Raw genomic sequence first — 17,685 nt, 5'->3', positions numbered from 1 at the left:
ACGAATCAACCGGTGACGAGGCTGTCTTGACGTAGCGAATGCGAGTTCCCGAGGAGTACGTGTCGTCGACGACTGTGTATAACCGACAATTGCGATCCGATGGAAACGGCCGAACGACGGAGACGGAGGCCGACGGATCGTCCTGTCCGGGAACGTTGATCGTCGTCTCGAACCGGCAGCCATACCGCCACTCGTACGATTCGGACGCTGAAATGGGTGATTCGAACGCCGAAACGGACGACACGGATGGCTCGAGCGCCGACTCACGATCGAGGGCCGCGGACTCACGATCGAATACCGGGGCCGTCCCGCGTCCCGAGGGGACCGTCGAACGGACACCCGGGGAGCGATCGATTTCGGTCGACGAACCGACCGGGGGACTTACCTCGGGCCTCGACCCGGTCGTCCAGCAGACTAACGGGACGTGGATCGCGTGGGGCGACGGCGACGCGGACTTCGCGGTGACCGACGAGCAACACTGCGTGGCCGTCCCGCCCGGCGAGGAGGCCTACACCCTTCGTCGAATCCAGCTTTCCGACGAAGCGGTCGACTCCTACTATCGCGGGTTCAGTAATCGCGTCCTCTGGCCGCTGTGTCACGAGTTCCTCGATCTGGTCGAGGATCGATCGAACGACTTCGAGTGGTACCGGACCGTCAACGAGCGGTTCGCGAACGCGACGATCGAGCACGCGACGGAAGACGCGGTGATCTGGATCCAGGACTATCACTTCGCGCTCGCGCCACGCACGATCCGGGCGGGCGTCCCGGCATCGGCGACCGTCGCCCAGTTCTGGCACGTCCCGTGGCCGTCAGCGGAAACGTTCCGGTACTGTCCGGCCGGGCGACGACTGCTCGAGGGGCTGCTCGGCAACGATCTGCTCGGGTTTCACGTCGATTGGTACGTCGATAACTTTCTCGAGAGCGTCGATCGATACCTCCCCGAGGCCACCGTCGACTGGGGGGCTCGATCCGTCCACCACGGCGGGAGGACGACGCAGGTCGTGGCGACGCCGATGGGCGTGGATGCCCAGTCCTATGCCGACGACGCCCTCGCAGCCGATCTCGATCGATCGGCCCTGCTCGAGTCGCTCGACATTCCCCGTGGCACCGCGCTCGGCCTCGGGGTCGATCGGCTCGATTACACGAAAGGGATCCCGGAACGGCTGGCGGCGATCGAGCGGTTCTTCGAACGCAATCCGTCCTGGCGGGGCGAATTCACGTTCGTCCAGAAGGCGACGCCGTCCCGGACGGAGATCGGGTCCTACGAACGCCACGGGGAACTGGTCAGAAGCGAGGTCGAACGGATCAATCGCCGCTTCGAACGGGACGGGTGGCAGCCGATCGTCTACACCGAGGAGTACCTGGACGCCGAGACGCTCGCGGCGTATTACCGGCACGCGGACGTGATGGTCGTGAGCCCTCTGCTCGACGGGATGAATCTGGTCTCACAGGAGTTCGTGGCGGCGAGCGTCGACGCCGACAGTTGCCTGGTGTTGAGCGATCGGACCGGGGCCCACGATCGCCTCGGGAGCCACGCGCTGTCGATCGACCCGACTGATACGGCCCAGTTCGCGGATCAGCTAGAACGCGCGCTCACGATGCCGTCGTACGAACGACAGCGACGAATGAACACTCTTCGCGCGCGGGTGTTCGACGCCGATATCGAGTCGTGGATGCGAACGCAGTTCGACTGGATCAGGCGCGTCCACGGCAGAACGGGCGGCAGTGGCCCCGGATCCGATCACGACCGCAATCCACGCGAGCGGACGCCCCCGGTCTGACGAATGGCGACCCAGACGCCACCGATCCCGTTCGATGAGGGTACCGAGCGAGTGCGCCGGGCCGTCCGGAACGCCTCGCGGCTGGTACTCTGTCTGGACTTCGACGGGACGCTCGCCCCCATCGTCGTGGAACCCGACGCCGCCAGCGCGACGCCGGCGAACGAGGCTGCGGTGGCGACGCTCGCGGCCGAGCCACGCGTCACGACGGCCGTCGTGAGCGGCCGCGCACTCCCGGACGTCCGGGAACGCGTCGACGGGCCGGACGTTTACGCGGGGAATCACGGCCTCGAACTCGAGCGCGACGGATCGATCGCCGTTCACCCGGTCGCCCGGAACCGGGCCACCAGAATCGCGCGGCTCTGTTCGCTCCTGGAGCGGACCGTCGGGACGATTCCGAACTGTCGCATCGAGAACAAGCGACTGACGGGCACGGTACACCTGCGATCGGTTCCGGAAGCCGTCCGACCCGTCGTTCGTCGATGGACGCGAGCGATCGTCGATCGGTTCGGCGGGGACGAAATCGCGCTCTCCCCCGGGAAGTGCATCCTCGAGATTGGACCGGCGATTCCGTGGGGGAAGGGGAACGCGGTGGAACTGATCGAGGCGGACGTCCCCGGCGAGACGGTGTCGGTCTACGTCGGCGACGACGTCACCGACGAATCGGCGTTTCGGGCCGTCGAATCGAGCGGATTCGGGATCCGCGTCGGCGGTGACGAGCCGTCGGCCGCGTCTCTGCGAGTCGGGTCTCCCGACGCTGTCGCGACGGTGCTCGAGTGGTTCGAGTCGACCGGCGTCGAACTGCTCGACCGGTAGTCGGATCGATCGGCGAGTTCGTCGATCCGTTCGTACCGATTACCGTGGTCGTCGCACCCTCGTCCCGGGTATCGTGCTCGTCGATCCGATCGTCCCGATCGTCGCGGTCGTCGATTCGGCGTACTTCTACGATGTGGATCCGCCGGACAAAATATAACAAATACAACTATTCTGGAACCGATCACCATTCCAAATCCAAGGAACTGATTCGAAAGAATTAGTCGCCGCTGGAAATATGGGGGAGTAGGGGCGTGACTGAACGTGAAATTACGTCAGCCGACTGACTTCTTGATCCTCGAGGAACTCGAGGACAAGGGGCGGAACGTGGCAACGAATCTGGCCGAGCATACGGGCAAGAGCCGAAAGAACATCAACACCAGACTGCCGGTCCTCGAGGACTACGGCCTGGTCACCAAGATCGGGCCTGCGGAGCGCTCCGGACTCTACGAGATCACGTCGATGGGGAAAGCGGCTCTCGTCTACCGCGATCAATACGACGACGCTGACGACTTCGAATCGCTTATCGAGGGTCCCGACGCCAGTGCGTCGGCGGAGGGCGACCAGCAAGTCAATTTTGCGCGCGGAGACAGCGACGGAAACGACGACGAATAACGGACTCGGCCCGATCGATGGGGCGGTCCCGTCGTACCGGACGACTTTCTCGAGGACAGGTCGAGGGTATCCGATAGCGTAACGGCTCCCGAAGCGAAGTAGCGACGTCACCAGCGGCGTGTACGCGTTCTCGGGACGATCGTAGCGGAGTACGCGTCGCCGGGACACAACCACGAGCCGCGTGGGAGTCGACACGCCCGTGGCTGTCGATCCCGATCGTCCCGCACGATTTGCCGAGGGGCCCGTACTCAGGCGGTGAGACTACCGTCGTACTCCGTCAGCGCCCGCTTCGTGCACGTCGAAAACACGAGGCTGAGCTTCCGGTCGAGTCCGTCCGGATCGGGATAGCTCGTGCCACACGCGGACTCGTCGCCGTCGTAGTCTGGAGACCACGCGTAACTGCTGAGCATCGGCGACGTCACGATCGAGTCGCCGTACCGGTAGGCGACGCCGTGCTCGTGCGTGAGTCCGAGCGCGTGACCGATCTCGTGGACGACTACCTGGATCGTCCGGGTCGACGTCGTGTTCGGGACGATCTTCCGGGAGCGTTCGCCCGCGGACATCGAGGCGAGCAACTCGTCGAACGGCGGAAGCGTGGCGATGTACCTGGCCCCACCGACCGACGCGACGTGGGGGACGCCGTACCCCGTCGGTGCGTCCTCCATCTGGCCGTCGGTGAGGAGCAGATTGACGTCGGCCGCTGGCTCGATGTCGCGCCGGCCGATCGCGCCGGCGGCGACGGCGCGGGGCCACTCGCCCCGGTTGGTGACGCGCGCGCCGTCCTCTGTCGAGACGGGGACGACACCCCCGAACGAGAGGTCGAGCGACCAGCGATCGAGGTCGAGAATCCGGCCGAGATAGTCTCGGATACGGGTCGTGACCGCGTCGTACTCCGCAGCGCGCTCCGTGAGCCACACGCGTACCTCGAGTCGATCGTCGGCGTCTCGGGTCGCGTACCCGATCGTCCCGAGCGACGCGACGGTACCGAGAGTCCCCAGGAAGGCCCGGCGGTTCACGATCGCGGGTTCCGAGCAGGGTGTGGTAACCGTGCTGGTTAATCTGTGTCGACTTTATATACCCTCGCGAACCCATCGTATCCGATCGGTTCCGGAACTGCCCGATACCGGACCGACGCCGTCGCGGCCGCGGATTCAGTCACCCTGGCCGGGCGTTCTGGACGAAAAATCGTGCTGGACAGGGTCTTTACGGGTCGCCACCGTAGCCCGGACGATGATTCGGCCCACGACACACGGTCGCGAAACGGGACCAGTTCGACGGAAGTCGACGCTGTACTGCCCGGAGTGTAACCACGCGAACGCGATCGACGGTGACTGGACTCGGCGCGTGCGGACGGGGAGCGTCGAGTACGCCTGTCCGGTGTGTGGGACGCCGATTACGCGGCGCCCGCGATCGGGCGAGGCCGACCACCACGCGGTGCCCGCGACGGTGTGGGGACGTGTCGCCTGGCGATCGATCGACGTCTGGCGAGCAAGCGTCGACGCGAGTCTGCACGGTGTGCGTGCGTTGACGCACCTGACCGGGCGGAATCGATAGGATGACTGAGCGGAATCGATAGGGTCGATCCAGCAGATCGACCCGAGTGATACATTTCCTCGATCGTTCGGATTCTCTGGGCGTCCTCGAGACAGTTCGCGGGCAGCCTTCGCTACGGACAGCGGATCATTGTCCAGTTTGAACCCGGATCGTCTCACGTCGTCAACCACAGGGCGTCTTAACCACCAAAATTATACCACGAATGTCCATCTCATTCGCCATATGGAGGATATTCGCCCACAACAGCAAAGCTTTAATAATGGACATCGTTGTTCGGGTCGAGTAGAAGATGACAGATGGGAACCTGACTTCGGTAGAAGAGGACGTGATCGAACGAATCGAAGACGAGGACGTCGACTTCCTCCGGCTCCAGTTCACCGACATCCTGGGGACGGTCAAGAACGTCTCGGTGCCGTCACGTCAGGCCGAGAAGGCCTTCACGGAGGGAATCTACTTCGACGGCTCCTCGATCGAGGGCTTCGTGCGCATCCAGGAATCGGACATGCGTCTCGTGCCCGACCCGGAGACGTTCGCGATCCTCCCGTGGAGACGCACCGAGGACAGCGCGGCGGCGCGGATGATCTGTGACGTCTACGACACCTCGACGGGCGAACCGTTCGAAGGCGATCCCCGCTACGTGCTCAAGCAGGCGCTCGAGCGCGCGGACGACCTCGGCTATACGGTCAGTGCGGCCCCAGAACCCGAGTTCTTCATGTTCGAGGAGGACGAGGAGGGCCGCGCGACGACGAAAACCGCGGACCACGGCGGCTACTTCGACCTCGCACCGAAAGACCTCGCGAGCGACGTCCGTCGGGACATGATCTACGGGCTGGAGGACATGGGCTTCGAGATCGAGGCCAGCCACCACGAGGTCGCTCGCGGTCAGTACGAGATCAACTTCGAGTACGACGACGCGCTCACGACGGCGGACAACGTCGGCACGTTCCGTACCGTCGTCCGCGCCATCGCGGCCGAACACGACCTCCACGCGACGTTCATGCCCAAGCCGATCCCGAAGATCAACGGCTCGGGGATGCACACCCACCTCTCGCTGCTGACCGAGGACGGCGAGAACGCCTTCCACGACGAGGACGACGAGTTCAACCTGAGCGAGACCGCCCACTCGTTCCTCGCGGGCATCCTCGAACACGCGCCCGCGATCACGGCCGTCGCGAACCCGACGGTCAACAGCTACAAACGACTCGTCCCGGGCTACGAGGCCCCCGTCTACGTGGCGTGGTCCGATCGCAACCGCTCGGCGCTGATCCGCAAGCCCGCGGCCCGCGTCCCCGCCGCATCGCGGATCGAACTTCGCTCACCCGACCCGTCCTGTAACCCGTACCTGGCGTTCGCGGCGATGATCCACGCCGGTCTGGACGGCATCGAGCGGGACCTCGAGGCTCCCGACCCGGTTCGCGAGAACATCTACGAGTTCGACGAGCAGAAACGCCAGGAGTACGGCATCGACACGCTCCCCTCGAACCTCGGCGCGGCCGTCGACGCGCTCGAGGAGGACGAGACCGTCTACGAGGCGCTCGGCGACCACGTCGCGCCCAAGTTCGTCGAGGCCAAGCGCCAGGAGTTCGAGGAGTACCTCGTCGACGTCTCCCAGTGGGAACTCGATCGGTACCTCGAGACGTTCTGATCGGTCGCGGTCTCCGCACTGGGTCGTCGCGGCCGTTCTCGCTGGCCGGTTGCCGATCGATCACTCGGTGACGACGTACGTCTCGTCGCGTTGTGTAACGTAGCCGCCGCTCGAGAGGGTGTTGAGTAGGCTCAGGACGGTGATTTTCTTCATCGCCAGCGTCCGACTCAGGTCTTCGACGGTCGTTCCACCCGTCGCCGCGAGATAGAGGTAGACGAGTTTCGCCTGTGCGGAGTCGAGGTCGTCCGGCACCGGTTCGACCCGTTCCGGAGCGAGTCGCTTGTGGTGTTGTTCAGTTATCATGAGTCGGTCTGTAGCACCACGTTCCGATATATAACTCTTCGACCCGGTTGGGTTTAAGACGCATACGGTGAATTAATATGAGCTGTGGTACCACTCAGCGATCGTCACGTGCTGTCAGTCGACCACATGTTGCGAACCGATGAGATCGATTCCACTCCACCGAAACCGGTTGCTCCGGTCGACGGGACGCAACGAACGGAGTTTTATCGTCGTCGTTCCAATCGTACCCAGTATGGACGCAGACGATCGACCGATTCCGCCGGACGACCTGGACGAGGATCTCCGCGCATTTCTCGCGGCGCTCGGGGACGAAGACGGCGAGACGATCCGGTCCGTCGCGGCGTACGTCGACGGCCTCGCCTCGTGGGCCGAGCGCAGGGACGAGCGCGAATCGGATGCAAGGCGACCGGCCGACGACGCTGGCAGCCCCGCTGACGTGCCCGTCCCCAGCGGCGTTCCCGACACGGCGACCGTCTCGGTGGAGGAAGTCGCCGGCACGACGTACTACTACTACCAGTGGCGCGAGGACGACGAAATCCGATCGAAGGCCGTCACGCGGTGACGTGCCCATCGGCTGTGAGACGACCGGAATGCGGTCGCTCACGTCGCAGGATCGGTCAATCGTTCGCGTCGAACCGTTCGTACGCGTCCGGATCCTCGCCGGGGGCGAGCGATCGGGGTTCGATCCGCCTGACGTCTTTCACCGTGCGCGGTCCCCGCGTCGCGTCCGAGACGAACCGTGATTCGTATTCCGAGGCGTCGGCAAGCGGGGTGCCGTTTCTGGCGACGGCGACGACCCCATCGAGCGCGGCCTCGATATCGACGCAGACGCGGTAGTCGTCAGCGGATTCGACGAGGAGGTGGGTCGTCTCCGCCGGAACCGAGACACGCTCGAGCAGGTCGAGGACCGGGACACCCTGCCAGCGGTCGGTGTGTCGATCGCCGGAGTCACAGACGATTTCGACCTCGCGACTGCGAATCGGGAGATCGACGAGTTCGTCGGGGGAGACGGTCACGCACCGCTCGCCGACGATTCGGATCGGCGAGGCGAGCGCCGCGACGAGTTGCTGGTGGTCGTTTTCGGTCATGGTCGTCGTTCGGCCGCCGGTGCGTCCCCGGCCAGAGCGTACTGGCCCGCGTGTAGTCAACGATCGAACGCGACGCTCCTAATGCCTACCCTCGATTCCCAGTGAGTGGGTTCGCGTCCGCGACCGGTCCAGTCGGGTCGGCCGTCAGACCGATCGGTACGGGCCGAGGCGCGTCCCGTCGAGCAGATAGGCCTCGCCGTCGGCCAGGCCGTCCGGGAGAAACGGCGCGAGAAAGGACTGCCCGGAGACGTTGATCCACGTGCCGCCGACGAGGTCGTTGAACGCGGGCACGACGACCAGTCGCGGCGGTTCCGGGCCGTCCTCCGCGAGCCACGACAGGCCGTCGTAGGCCGATCGATCCCTGAAGACGGACGGATCGAGTCGTCCGCGGAGCCACGCCCGCTCGACGCGGCTGCCGCCGATCTCGTCCTCGAGACGGACGCATGGATGTTCGTGGCCGATACAGACGACCTCGCACTCGAGGACCGCCGGGGCGGGCCAAGTGTGGCCGTGACAGATTCCGACGTCGCCCAGCGCGATTCCCTCGCCCGGGACGACGGTCGCGTCCCCGAGCCAGTCCTCGATCCCGCCGTCGTGGTTCCCCTTCACCACGGTGACGTCGATCGCGTCCGGGAGGCGTTCGAACAGGACCTCGAGTTCGCCGCGTTCGGCACCGCCCGGATCGCCGATCGAGTGCATGAGATCGCCGAGGACGACGAGGCGCGACGGGGCGAGTCGCTCGACGAGCCTCAGCAGCCGCTCGCGTCGGTCGGGGGCGTGGCTCGGTACGTCGACGCCGCGCTCGTAGCGGAGTCCGGCCTCGTAGCCGGCGTGGTAGTCGGCGACCAGCAGGGTTCGCTCCCCCGCGATCGTCGCGGTCGCGGCCGGTTCCCCGGGAACGGGCTCGACGTGGGCCGGCGTCGATCGACGCGAGTCGTCGGCCATCGCCGTCAGATCGGCTTCAGCGTCTCGTCGTCGGGTTCGTAACACTGGCCGCCCATCAGCGCGTCCTGGATGGCGTCTTCGACCTCGCTCTCGTCGGCGCCGGTCTCGTCGGCGACCGTCTCGACGAGGGTCGTCCGATCGGCACCGTCTCCGTCGTCCAGTTCCGTCATCGTGTCGACGACGTACGCCTCGAGGTCGACGTCTCCGGCGGGTTGGTCCGCGTCCTCGTCGGTGTCCGTATCCTCGTCCGCGCCGTCCGCGCGTTCGACCGCATCTTCGTCCGTCTCGTCGGCTGCGTCAGCAGTCTCGTCGGCCGAGTCCGCGGTGTCGTCGGAACCGTCGTCCATCGGCGCGGTGTCGGACGCCGCTTCACCGGCCTCGCGCTGGTCGGCGTCGTCTGCGACCTCGTCGGTCGCGGGGACGTCGATGTCCGACTCGCCGGGGTCCTCGACGTCCGCGCCCGTCGTGAACTCGGTACCGAACTCCTCCTCGATCTGCTCGCGCTCCTCCTGGTCCATCTCGTACATTTCGTCGCCGGCGTCGAAGTCCCCGAGGTCGTCGTCGTCGACGCCGATCGCCTCCTCGTCGCCGTCCGATTCGGCGTCGATTTCGCTCTCGCCCGCGGTCGAGCCGCCGGCGTCGAAGTCCCCGAGGTCGTCCGATTCAGCGTCCGAGCCCGTCTCCGCGGTCGCGTCCGTCTCCGTGGCTGTCTCCGGCTCCGTGGTCGTATCAACCTCCGACGTACCGCTTTCCGCCTCGACGGCTGTTCCCGACGTGCTCGCCGTCACCGTCGCCTCGTCGTCGGCGTCGGACTCGGACGTTGCGCTCGCGTCGGCGCTCCCGGTGCGCTCGTCCGACTCCACTCGCGCACTTGCCGTTCCGGCGGCGGAGCCGGTTCCGACGTCGTCCGTCCCGGTCGATTCTGGCTCGGTCCCCGTGTCGGCCCCGGCGGTCGACTCGGCTCCTGCGGCGCCGATCGCTACGTCTGCGTCGGCCGCGTCGGTCTCGATCGAGTCGATCGCAGAGAGGTCGACGTCGGCGAGGGACGCGAGGTCGGCGAACGAGGCCTCGCCGTCGGCGCTCGTTCCCTGGGGGGCGATGTCGAGTGGACTGACCTGCTCTCGCTCGTCAGCGACGACCTCGACGGCCTCGACTGCGCGGTCGCGCAGGGCCGCGAGGTAGTCGGCCGTGGTTCCGTAGTGATCCAGCGCGATCGGGAGGCCGGACACGAACCCGTTCTCCACGCCGGCCTGCTCGAGGGCGCGTTCGAGCGCCTCGCCGCTGGCGTCGCTCTGCGCCGCGGCGGCGAAGGTGCCGATGCGCTCGAGGGTCCGTTCGGCGGCGCTGACGACCCAGCGATCGCGGGTGTCCGCGTCGATCGTCGCGATGGTCTCTGGCCGGATCGAGGTGTACACCTGGTCCGAATCCTCCGGCTGGAAGGTCCGTGCCTTCCCCGTCACGGCGACGAACGCCGGCGGGTCGAGCCGTTCGAGGGTGGCCAGCGCGTCGGGCTGGTACTGCCCGGCGTAGACGACGAACGCGCCGGTCGGGTCGACGACCCGGGCCCGAACCATCTCGTCGTTGACCGACGTCACCTCGGTGAGCGTCCCGACCGCGAACAGGCGGTTGAGACGCGCCCCGGTCGGTGTGATCACGTAGTTCGGCGCGCGTTCCTCGTCGCTCTCCGCGTAGGACAGGTCTGCGTCGTCGTACTCCGCGGCGAAGACCCGGTAGGCGATCTCGCGGCCCGGAATCTCGTCGCCGTCGTCGCTCGCGCTCATGCGTCCACCTCCTCGAGGAAGGCCGTCGCACGGGCCGCCGGATCGTCGTCGCTCTCCGCGAAGGACTCGGCGTCGAGGTTCGCACCGTACTCGTCGACCGAGAGGTGGCCCCGGACGCGGTACTCGCGGCCGACGATGCGCTCGCGGATCGTGTCCGCGACGACCTCCTGATCCATCGCCTCGCGGGCCTGCTCGAGAGCGTCTTCCAGGGTGCCGTCGTAGACCTGCTCGGTCAACTCGTCGTCGAGGACGACGGTGACGGTGCCGGTGCCGTCGTCTAAGATCGCCTTCACGCGCAGGTCGTCGACGCCGTCGACGTCGCCGTGGGTGCGACACTGCCCCTTCTGGATGACGCGGTAACACTCCGGACAGCGCTGGATCAGCCCTGACCCGTCACGCACCGCGAGCACGTTCCCGACGAGTTCGACGTCGTAGATGCCGCCGGTTCGGACGGCTTCGCCGATCGCCATCGTCGTCGCGTCCGCGCCGACCTCGATCTCGCGATCGATCGGGGTGACGGTCGAGAACGCCGAGACGTTGACCTCGGGGACCCCGCGGAACTCCTGGACGTAGGCGTTCTCGATGCGGACGGAGCCGCCCTCCTCGATCGCCGGGGCCGGATCCCAGTTCGTGAACGGCAGGCGGCCGCTCTCGTCGCCGAAGACGCCGCTCAGGATCTCCGTCTCGCCGTCCCGGCCGTCGATCGTCCGGCGCTCGCACTCGACGACGTCGACCTCGACGGTCACGGCGCGATCGCCCGTCTGGAGGTCGGCCAGTTGCGCCTCACCGCCGATCTCGTAGGGGACGTCGATCGACTCCTCGACGAACGACAGCGACGTGCTCTCGCCGAGGTTGAGTTCCGGATCGCCGTCCCACTCGCGGACGCCAGCGTTACCCGCGGTGATCGTGTCGCCGGGCGAGAGGCCGAAGTCCTCCCACGCGGTGTAGTCGATGACGCCCGTCTCGTCGGCGAGTCGCCCCTCGACGATGACGTGATCGTCGCCCTGGTAGCGGATCGATCGCTCGCCCGCGGTGAGGACCACGCCGGTGACGGTCACGTTGCTGTCGTCGGGCGTGATCTCGCCGACGTCTTTCGCGGACGGCGTGGCGCTCCCGCCACCGTCCCCGTCGCCGTACTTCCGGCGCAGGCTTCCTTTGGCCTCGTCGATCGGGACGCTGTACTCCACCAGGTTCTGCAGGTCTGCTTTGACCTCCTCTTTGTCGACACCGAGGTCGGAGGCGAGATCCTCGGCATGATCATCGAGTTCCATCACCGGGGATTCGTCCGGGGGCTTAAAAAGCGTTCCCGCAGCGCGGCGGAAGTGAAGCGGAGATCCGTGGACGCGTCTGACGAGGACCTTTGTCCGGGTGGTGCGAACGCCCGACGATGAATCGCGATCGCCTCCGGAGCCAGGCCAAGCGACTGGTGGTCTGGCTCGTCGCTCTCGGGATCGTCGCCGTCGCGGGCGCGGTGGTCTACTTCGGAACGCCGTATCACGGGACGGACGCCAGTATCGCGAGCGTGCAGGAGAATCCGGACGTGACGGTCACGCAGCGGGGCGAAACCTACGTCCTCGAACCGTCGGGCGATGTGGCGACCGAAGACGGTTCGACGGCAGGGGGCGATTCGGCGGTCGGCCTCGTCTTCTACCCGGGCGGGCGCATCCACCCGGACGCCTACCTCGCCTCGCTCGCACCGCTCGCCAGCGAGGGCGACGCGACCGTCGTCGTTCCGAAGATGCCGCTGAACCTCGCCGTCCTCGACCAGGGTGCGGCCTCGAAATACGTCTCGGAATCGTCGATCGAGACCTGGTACGTCGGCGGCCACTCGCTGGGCGGCGCGATGGCCTGTCGGTACGCGGCGGCCAACCCGGAGCACGTCGACGGCGTCGTCCTCTTCGCGTCGTACTGCGACAGGGACGTCTCGGGGACCGACCTCGACGTCCTGAGCGTGACCGGGAGCGCGGATACGGTCCTCGATCGCGACGCGTACGATGCGAACCGCGGGAATCTCCCCGCGGACGCGACGGTCCGGGAACTCCCGCTGAATCACTCGCAGTTCGGGAGCTACCGGGGACAGTCCGGCGACGAATCGAGCGGCCTCGAGTACGACACGGCCCACGATCGACTGGCCGACGTGATCGTCCCGTGGTTCGTCGACGAGGCTGGATCGTCCTCCCGATCGAGCCACAATCGATCCGCGAGCGTCTCGTGTGCGGCGGCCTACTGCCGGATCGATGTCTGAGTTCGATCGCGACCCGAACCGCTATCGATCGCGGTCCCGGCCGCCCCGGCCTCGGTGTCTTCTTTAGGCCCACGCTCCCAGTGTGGGTATATGCACGTCGTCGTCAACGCCGCCACGAGCGCGGACGGCAAACTCTCCTCGCGTCGCCGCGAGCAGATCGCCATCAGCGGCGACGAGGACTTCGCCCGGGTCGATCGACTCCGGGCCGACAGCGACGCCGTCGTCGTCGGCGTCGGCACCGTCCTCGCCGACGATCCGCACCTGACAGTGAAAGACGACACCCTCCGGGCGAAGCGCCGCGAGGCGGGTCGATCGGCCAACCCGGCCCGCGTCGTCGTCGACTCGACCGCGCGAACGCCGCCCGACGCCGCGATTCTCGACGACGCGGCACCCACCTACGTCTGCGTGACCGAGGCCGCGCCGGTCGATCGGCGCGCGGCCCTCGCCGATCACGCGACGCTGGTCACTGCGGGGGACGATCGGGTCGACCTTCTGCGGGCGTTCGCCGCGCTGGAGGACCAGGGGCTCGATCGGGTCATGGTCGAGGGCGGCGGCGAAATCATCTTCTCGCTGTTCGCGGCGGGTCTGGTCGACGAACTCCGGGTGTTCGTCGGGCCGACGGTGATCGGCGGTCGCGACGCGCCCACGCTGGCCGACGGCGACGGCTTCGTCGAGGAGTTCCCCACGCTCGAACTCGAGTCGGTCGATCGACTCGACGACGGTGCGCTGTTGACGTGGCAGGTAGAGACTTAGAGCGACAGGACCTGACGGACAGCCGCCGTGTCAGGCCTGCTCGAGTTTCGCGTCGAACTTCTCGCGGACTTTCTCGACCTTCGGCGCGGCGTGCATCCGGCAGTAGGCGTCCTGGGGGTTCTTCTCGAAGTAGTCCTGGTGTTTCTCTTCGGCGCGGTAGAAGGTCTCCAGCGGTTCCAGTTCGGTGACGACGTCGTCGTCGTACTCCTCGTCGAGCGCCTCGACGTACGCCTCGGCCTGCTCGCGCTGGGTGTCCGACTCGTAGAGCACGATCGATCGGTACTGCGTGCCGACGTCGGGCCCCTGCCGGTTGAGCTGTGTCGGGTCGTGAACCGCGAAGAACACTTCCAGGAGGTCGTCGTACCCGATCGCTTCCGGATCGTAGGTTACGCGGACGACCTCGGCGTGGCCGGTCGTCCCGGAACAGACCTCCCGGTAGGATGGATCGTCGGTGTGGCCGCCGGCGTAGCCGGACGTGACGGACTCGACGCCGTCGAGTTCCTTGAACGCCGCCTCGATACACCAGAAGCACCCGCCGCCGAACGTCGCGCTCTCGCTCATACGATCCGATAGGGCACCGTGTCGTATGTATGTAACGTGAATCGGCCTTCGAACGGCCGGTGGTCCGGCGCGTCAGAACTCCTGCGTCACGTCGGACCAGAGGCCGAGAGCGGGATTCGAACGATCGATGTCGACGCGAAACTCCAGTTCGTCGTCGAGATCGACCGAGATGCGATCGAAGTCCACGATGTACCGTGACTTGTGATGGCGACCGTGTCGAACGCCGGTGGTCTCGCTCGCGAGTTGTGCTTCGGTCAGGAGATCGAGTTTGCGATAGGTCGACGAGAGGGGGAGATCCGCTGCCTCGGCAATCTCCGGCACCGTCATCGGTTCGTCGAGCACGGAGATGATCGTCCGACAGTCCTCGTCGTCCAGGACGGTGATGACGTCACGGAACGGAGGCGCTTCGTCGGACGCGGAGAACTCGAGTGGCATCGGACGCGACAACGTTAGGACCGGAGCCTAAAGACACGTTTGATTGTGGTATGGTAGCACGTGCAAACTCGAGCGGGCTGTCGTCGATGCCGTAGCTACAAATACGGCGGGTTCGACGACTCCCGTATGAGCGAGGACCAGTCACCGGAATCGGGGGTCGCCGACACGCCCGGCGAGGGTCGATCGCCCGAGGCGGAACCGATCGAACCGGCTGCCCCAGCGGAGTTCGGCCTCGTCCAGGTGTGGTGGGGCGACGGCAAGGGGAAGACGACGGCGACGCTGGGGCTGGGGATGCGGGCGGCCGGCCACGGCTACCGCGTGCACCTGCTCCAGTTCATGAAAGGCGGCGCGTCGAGCGTCGACGCCGTGCGCGGCGAGTACAACGCGATCGCGGCCCTGCCGGGGATCAGTTACGAGAACGTCGGCCACTACGGCTGGCACGGGATGGCCGACGGAACCGACGAGGCGGATCACGAGGCGGAGGCCCAGGCCGGCCTCGAGCGCGCCCAGGAATTGCTCGCGGCGGCCCGGACGGCCGACCTCGACGAACCGATCCCGCTCGACGCCGATCCGGAGGCCGGGATGCACATGCTCGTGCTCGACGAGATACTGTACGCCGCCGATCGGGGACTCGTCGGCGAGGCCGACGTGCTCGACCTGATCGACGCGAAACCCGACGGACTCGAACTCGTCCTCTCGGGGAGCCACGCCGAACCCGACTATCTCTCGGAAGCGGCCGACCTGATCACGAACGTCCGCAAGGTGAAACACCCGATCGACGAGGGGCAGCGGGCGCGACGGGGAACCGAATTCTGACGGGCCGTCGAGCGATCGGCGGGGGCGACGCTCGGATGCCGATCGAGGCGTGCGCCATCGACGTCGGCCGACGACTCTCCCGGACTCCCCGTACCGGAACCCGATCGACCGCCAGCACAGTTATTACAGATCGATCGAAAGTCGCGATCACTGATGGGTGTCGTCAACGCGACGGGGCTGCGGAAGTCCTACGGCTCCGTGGACGCGCTGAACGGACTGTCGTTCGCGATCGAGCGGGGCGAACTGTTCGGCTTTCTCGGTCCCAACGGGGCCGGAAAGACCTCGACGATCCGGATCCTGACCGGCCAGATCGAACCGGACGACGGGGCGGTCCGGGTGCTCGATACCGATCCGGCGGCCGAACCGATCGAAACGCGCCGTCGGGTGGGCATCCTTCCGGAACAGGGGTCGCCGCCGAGTTTCCTCACGCCGCGGGAGTACCTCGAGTTCGTCGGCGAGGTCCGCGACCTCGACCCGGACCGGGTGGCCGAACGGACCGACCTGTGGGCGGAACGACTCGGCTTCCGGAGCAAACTCGACACGCTCACCACCGACCTCTCGCGGGGCCAGCAACAGAAGGTGATGATCGCCCAGGCGTTCGTCCACGAACCCGACGTCGTCTTCATCGACGAACCGCTCGCGAACCTCGATCCGCTCGTCCAGGAGCAGGTCAAGGAGTTCCTCGTCGCCTACGCGGCCGAGGACAACGCGGTCTTCGTCTCGACCCACGACATCGACGTGGCCGAAGAGATCTGTACGCGGGTCGGAATCGTCGCCGACGGCCGGCTCGTCGCCGAGCGATCGCTCGACGGGGCCGGTGACCCGTCGCTCCTGGAACTGTTCCTCGATCGGGTCACCGACGAGGCGGCTCGAGACCTCCCCACGCGGAAACCAGTATGAGCCGATCGACAACCCCGTCGTGGCGGTTCAGCTGGACGCTGTTTCGCGTCCTCGCCCGCGAAGAGTGGCGACTCCACACTCGGCTGTTCGGCGGCTGGCGGTTCGTGCTCTTCCCAGTCGTGGTCGCCGTCCTGGCCGGACTCGGCGGGGTCGCGCTCCTCGCGAACGGGACGGCGAGATCGACGGTCGTGGCCGGCCTGCACGTCCTCGCGCTCGGGTTCGGACTCTACAGCGGGACGGCCGGCTTCGTCGGCTCCGACATGCTGGAGAACGTCTTCGGGGATCTCTCGCTCGTCCTCTCGTCGTCGACGACGCTCCCGATCGGCCGGCGGCACCTGCTCGCGCTCTTCCTGCTGAAAGACGCGCTCTTCTACGGCGTCGTGTTCGTTCTCCCGATGGCGATCGCGGCCGGGCCGCTGCTCGGGACGACAGCGGCGACGCCGCTCTCTGTCCTTGCGCTGTGGCTATCCCTCTCGATCGTCTTCGCCGCGGGGATGGCCGTCACCGTCGCGCTGATCGCCTGCCGGACGCGGGGCGTTCCGGCGTGGACGATCGTGGCCGCGATCGGCGGCGCGGTCGTCGCCGCGTGGCTTACGGTCCTGGCCCACGTGATCTCGGCCCTCCTCGTGCCGCTCGGCTCGCCGGCGATCGGCGGTGCGCTCGCGATCACGACGCTGGTCGTCGCGACTGCTGCACTCGCGGCCTACGATCCGACGTACGGCCGTCCCGCTCGCACTGCCAGCGATCGGTTCGCCCGGGCGGACGACCGGCGCGTCGCGGCCGATCCGCTGGTCAGGAAGACCCTGCTCGACCTGGCCCGATCGTCCGGCGGCGTCTGGAAGCCGGTCGTCTCGGCCGGAATTCTGCTCGCGCTCGTCGCCGCGCTGGTCGGCGTCGTCGACTCGATCACCGGCGTCGAACCCGCGTCCGGGATCTTCTTCGGGGGCGTGCTCGGCCTGTCGGCGTTCACGACGTACAACTGGCTGACCCAGTTCGACACCGTCGAATCGTACCTCGCCTATCCCGTCTCCGTCGCGGACGTGTTCCGGGCGAAACGCGTCGCGTTCGTCCTCGTCGGCGGCCCGGCCGTCGCCGGTCCCTACCTCGCGGCCGTCGTCTGGTTCGAGGCGACGATCGTCGACGCCGCCGTCGGCGCGATCCTGCTCGCGGGCTACGCGGTGTACTACTACGGTCTCACGGTCTTTCTCGCCGGCTTCGACCCGAACGAGTTCCTGTTCGACGCCGTCCGGTTCTCGCTGTTCACCGTCGGCGTGGCCGTCCCGCTCGTCCCGACGCTCGTGGTGGGGTTCGTGGTCGTTCCACCCACGCCTCCGATCGGGGCCGCGCTCGCGCTCTCGGGGGTCGGGGTCGGGACGATCGGATGGGTGCTGTCGAGTCGCGCGGGTCCGCGCTGGGAGCGGCGGTATCGGCAGGGGTGAGAATCGGCCGTCCG

General features: G+C 66.9%; 19 protein-coding genes. 11 read left to right on the top strand and 8 right to left on the bottom strand.

Annotated features, from left to right (window positions below):
- Nucleotides 1-38 precede the first annotated feature (38 nt).
- The 3 genes from AC6I6X_RS03420 to AC6I6X_RS03410 all read left to right on the top strand — a co-directional run bounded on the left by AC6I6X_RS03420 (nt 39) and on the right by AC6I6X_RS03410 (nt 3,206).
- Entirely contained in the window at nt 39-1,781 is a 1,743-nt protein-coding gene (locus tag AC6I6X_RS03420) for an alpha,alpha-trehalose-phosphate synthase (UDP-forming) (protein WP_497929097.1), read from the top strand.
- A 3-nt stretch (nt 1,782-1,784) separates the two neighbouring features.
- Nucleotides 1,785-2,594, top strand: a complete 810-nt coding sequence (gene otsB / locus AC6I6X_RS03415; RefSeq protein ID WP_497929096.1) for a trehalose-phosphatase — start codon at nt 1,785-1,787, stop codon at nt 2,592-2,594.
- Nucleotides 2,595-2,855: 261 nt separating this feature from the next.
- Nucleotides 2,856-3,206 (top strand): winged helix-turn-helix domain-containing protein, encoded by a 351-nt coding sequence (locus AC6I6X_RS03410; RefSeq protein ID WP_497929095.1) that lies wholly within the window; start codon nt 2,856-2,858, stop codon nt 3,204-3,206.
- A 248-nt stretch (nt 3,207-3,454) separates the two neighbouring features.
- Here the strand turns inward: AC6I6X_RS03410 and AC6I6X_RS03405 are convergent, their stop codons facing one another.
- Nucleotides 3,455-4,222 (bottom strand): peptidase M10A and M12B matrixin and adamalysin, encoded by a 768-nt coding sequence (locus AC6I6X_RS03405; RefSeq protein ID WP_497929094.1) that lies wholly within the window; start codon nt 4,220-4,222, stop codon nt 3,455-3,457.
- A gap of 214 nt (nt 4,223-4,436) precedes the next feature.
- Between AC6I6X_RS03405 and AC6I6X_RS03400 the strand changes: the two genes are divergently transcribed.
- Both AC6I6X_RS03400 and glnA read left to right on the top strand, forming a co-directional pair.
- Entirely contained in the window at nt 4,437-4,760 is a 324-nt protein-coding gene (locus AC6I6X_RS03400; protein WP_497929093.1) for a DUF8106 domain-containing protein, read from the top strand.
- Nucleotides 4,761-5,049: 289 nt separating this feature from the next.
- Nucleotides 5,050-6,405, top strand: coding sequence for a type I glutamate--ammonia ligase (gene glnA, locus AC6I6X_RS03395; protein ID WP_497929092.1), 1,356 nt, complete (start codon nt 5,050-5,052; stop codon nt 6,403-6,405).
- Between the two features lie 60 nt (nt 6,406-6,465).
- Here glnA and AC6I6X_RS03390 read toward each other — a convergent pair whose 3' ends face one another.
- On the bottom strand, nt 6,466-6,708 hold the full coding sequence (locus AC6I6X_RS03390; RefSeq protein ID WP_497929091.1) for a helix-turn-helix domain-containing protein: 243 nt from the start codon (nt 6,706-6,708) through the stop codon (nt 6,466-6,468).
- A gap of 232 nt (nt 6,709-6,940) precedes the next feature.
- Here AC6I6X_RS03390 and AC6I6X_RS03385 point away from each other — a divergent pair, with 232 nt between their 5' ends.
- The gene (locus tag AC6I6X_RS03385; RefSeq protein ID WP_497929090.1) at nt 6,941-7,270 is read left to right on the top strand and encodes a hypothetical protein; all 330 of its coding nucleotides are present in this window, start codon (nt 6,941-6,943) and stop codon (nt 7,268-7,270) included.
- Between the two features lie 55 nt (nt 7,271-7,325).
- Here the strand turns inward: AC6I6X_RS03385 and AC6I6X_RS03380 are convergent, their stop codons facing one another.
- From AC6I6X_RS03380 to AC6I6X_RS03365, 4 genes are all read right to left on the bottom strand, one after another.
- Complete coding sequence (locus tag AC6I6X_RS03380) at nt 7,326-7,796, bottom strand: molybdopterin-dependent oxidoreductase (RefSeq protein ID WP_497929089.1); 471 nt, start codon at nt 7,794-7,796, stop codon at nt 7,326-7,328.
- A gap of 144 nt (nt 7,797-7,940) precedes the next feature.
- Complete coding sequence (locus tag AC6I6X_RS03375; protein WP_497929088.1) at nt 7,941-8,741, bottom strand: metallophosphoesterase; 801 nt, start codon at nt 8,739-8,741, stop codon at nt 7,941-7,943.
- A 5-nt stretch (nt 8,742-8,746) separates the two neighbouring features.
- The gene (locus AC6I6X_RS03370) at nt 8,747-10,522 is read right to left on the bottom strand and encodes an RPA family protein (protein ID WP_497929087.1); all 1,776 of its coding nucleotides are present in this window, start codon (nt 10,520-10,522) and stop codon (nt 8,747-8,749) included.
- Complete coding sequence (locus AC6I6X_RS03365; protein ID WP_497929086.1) at nt 10,519-11,793, bottom strand: Single-stranded DNA binding protein; 1,275 nt, start codon at nt 11,791-11,793, stop codon at nt 10,519-10,521. Before AC6I6X_RS03365 ends, AC6I6X_RS03370 begins: the two co-directional genes overlap by 4 nt.
- Before the next feature lie 116 nt (nt 11,794-11,909).
- On the opposite strand from AC6I6X_RS03365, the gene AC6I6X_RS03360 reads away from it, so the two are divergent.
- Nucleotides 11,910-12,767, top strand: a complete 858-nt coding sequence (locus tag AC6I6X_RS03360; protein WP_497929085.1) for an alpha/beta fold hydrolase — start codon at nt 11,910-11,912, stop codon at nt 12,765-12,767.
- A 90-nt stretch (nt 12,768-12,857) separates the two neighbouring features.
- Nucleotides 12,858-13,520 (top strand): 2,5-diamino-6-(ribosylamino)-4(3H)-pyrimidinone 5'-phosphate reductase, encoded by a 663-nt coding sequence (locus AC6I6X_RS03355; protein ID WP_497929084.1) that lies wholly within the window; start codon nt 12,858-12,860, stop codon nt 13,518-13,520.
- Nucleotides 13,521-13,550: 30 nt separating this feature from the next.
- Here AC6I6X_RS03355 and msrA read toward each other — a convergent pair whose 3' ends face one another.
- Nucleotides 13,551-14,081 carry a peptide-methionine (S)-S-oxide reductase MsrA gene (msrA, locus tag AC6I6X_RS03350; RefSeq protein WP_497929083.1) on the bottom strand — a complete coding sequence of 177 codons (531 nt, stop codon included), beginning with the start codon at nt 14,079-14,081 and terminating at the stop codon, nt 13,551-13,553.
- A gap of 72 nt (nt 14,082-14,153) precedes the next feature.
- Complete coding sequence (locus AC6I6X_RS03345) at nt 14,154-14,516, bottom strand: helix-turn-helix domain-containing protein (RefSeq protein WP_497929082.1); 363 nt, start codon at nt 14,514-14,516, stop codon at nt 14,154-14,156.
- A 126-nt stretch (nt 14,517-14,642) separates the two neighbouring features.
- Between AC6I6X_RS03345 and AC6I6X_RS03340 the strand changes: the two genes are divergently transcribed.
- The 3 genes from AC6I6X_RS03340 (at nt 14,643) to AC6I6X_RS03330 (ending at nt 17,671) form a co-directional block, all read left to right on the top strand.
- Complete coding sequence (locus AC6I6X_RS03340; protein WP_497929081.1) at nt 14,643-15,332, top strand: cob(I)yrinic acid a,c-diamide adenosyltransferase; 690 nt, start codon at nt 14,643-14,645, stop codon at nt 15,330-15,332.
- 153 nt (nt 15,333-15,485) lie between these two features.
- Nucleotides 15,486-16,232 (top strand): ABC transporter ATP-binding protein, encoded by a 747-nt coding sequence (locus tag AC6I6X_RS03335; RefSeq protein ID WP_497929080.1) that lies wholly within the window; start codon nt 15,486-15,488, stop codon nt 16,230-16,232.
- Nucleotides 16,229-17,671: a hypothetical protein gene (locus tag AC6I6X_RS03330; RefSeq protein ID WP_497929079.1), complete on the top strand. Its 1,443-nt coding sequence runs from the start codon at nt 16,229-16,231 to the stop codon at nt 17,669-17,671. Before AC6I6X_RS03335 ends, AC6I6X_RS03330 begins: the two co-directional genes overlap by 4 nt.
- The last annotated feature ends 14 nt before the right edge of the window (nt 17,672-17,685 follow it).

This window comes from Halosolutus sp. YCN4, from assembly GCF_059736495.1.
Note: the sequence above shows the minus strand (reverse complement) of the source record. Positions and strands in the feature narration are given on the sequence as shown.

Bases quoted from the DNA above. Each gene is read 5' to 3' on its own strand.
- AC6I6X_RS03420 (WP_497929097.1), top strand. From the start codon at position 39: ATGCGAGTTCCCGAGGAGTACGTGTCGTCGACGACTGTGTATAACCGA.
- otsB (WP_497929096.1), top strand. From the start codon at position 1,785: ATGGCGACCCAGACGCCACCGATCCCGTTCGATGAGGGTACCGAGCGA.
- AC6I6X_RS03400 (WP_497929093.1), top strand. From the start codon at position 4,437: ATGATTCGGCCCACGACACACGGTCGCGAAACGGGACCAGTTCGACGG.
- glnA (WP_497929092.1), top strand. From the start codon at position 5,050: ATGACAGATGGGAACCTGACTTCGGTAGAAGAGGACGTGATCGAACGA.
- AC6I6X_RS03390 (WP_497929091.1), bottom strand. From the start codon at position 6,708: ATGATAACTGAACAACACCACAAGCGACTCGCTCCGGAACGGGTCGAA.
- AC6I6X_RS03385 (WP_497929090.1), top strand. From the start codon at position 6,941: ATGGACGCAGACGATCGACCGATTCCGCCGGACGACCTGGACGAGGAT.
- AC6I6X_RS03380 (WP_497929089.1), bottom strand. From the start codon at position 7,796: ATGACCGAAAACGACCACCAGCAACTCGTCGCGGCGCTCGCCTCGCCG.
- AC6I6X_RS03375 (WP_497929088.1), bottom strand. From the start codon at position 8,741: ATGGCCGACGACTCGCGTCGATCGACGCCGGCCCACGTCGAGCCCGTT.
- AC6I6X_RS03370 (WP_497929087.1), bottom strand. From the start codon at position 10,522: ATGAGCGCGAGCGACGACGGCGACGAGATTCCGGGCCGCGAGATCGCC.
- AC6I6X_RS03365 (WP_497929086.1), bottom strand. From the start codon at position 11,793: ATGGAACTCGATGATCATGCCGAGGATCTCGCCTCCGACCTCGGTGTC.
- AC6I6X_RS03360 (WP_497929085.1), top strand. From the start codon at position 11,910: ATGAATCGCGATCGCCTCCGGAGCCAGGCCAAGCGACTGGTGGTCTGG.
- AC6I6X_RS03355 (WP_497929084.1), top strand. From the start codon at position 12,858: ATGCACGTCGTCGTCAACGCCGCCACGAGCGCGGACGGCAAACTCTCC.
- msrA (WP_497929083.1), bottom strand. From the start codon at position 14,081: ATGAGCGAGAGCGCGACGTTCGGCGGCGGGTGCTTCTGGTGTATCGAG.
- AC6I6X_RS03345 (WP_497929082.1), bottom strand. From the start codon at position 14,516: ATGCCACTCGAGTTCTCCGCGTCCGACGAAGCGCCTCCGTTCCGTGAC.
- AC6I6X_RS03340 (WP_497929081.1), top strand. From the start codon at position 14,643: ATGAGCGAGGACCAGTCACCGGAATCGGGGGTCGCCGACACGCCCGGC.
- AC6I6X_RS03335 (WP_497929080.1), top strand. From the start codon at position 15,486: ATGGGTGTCGTCAACGCGACGGGGCTGCGGAAGTCCTACGGCTCCGTG.
- AC6I6X_RS03330 (WP_497929079.1), top strand. From the start codon at position 16,229: ATGAGCCGATCGACAACCCCGTCGTGGCGGTTCAGCTGGACGCTGTTT.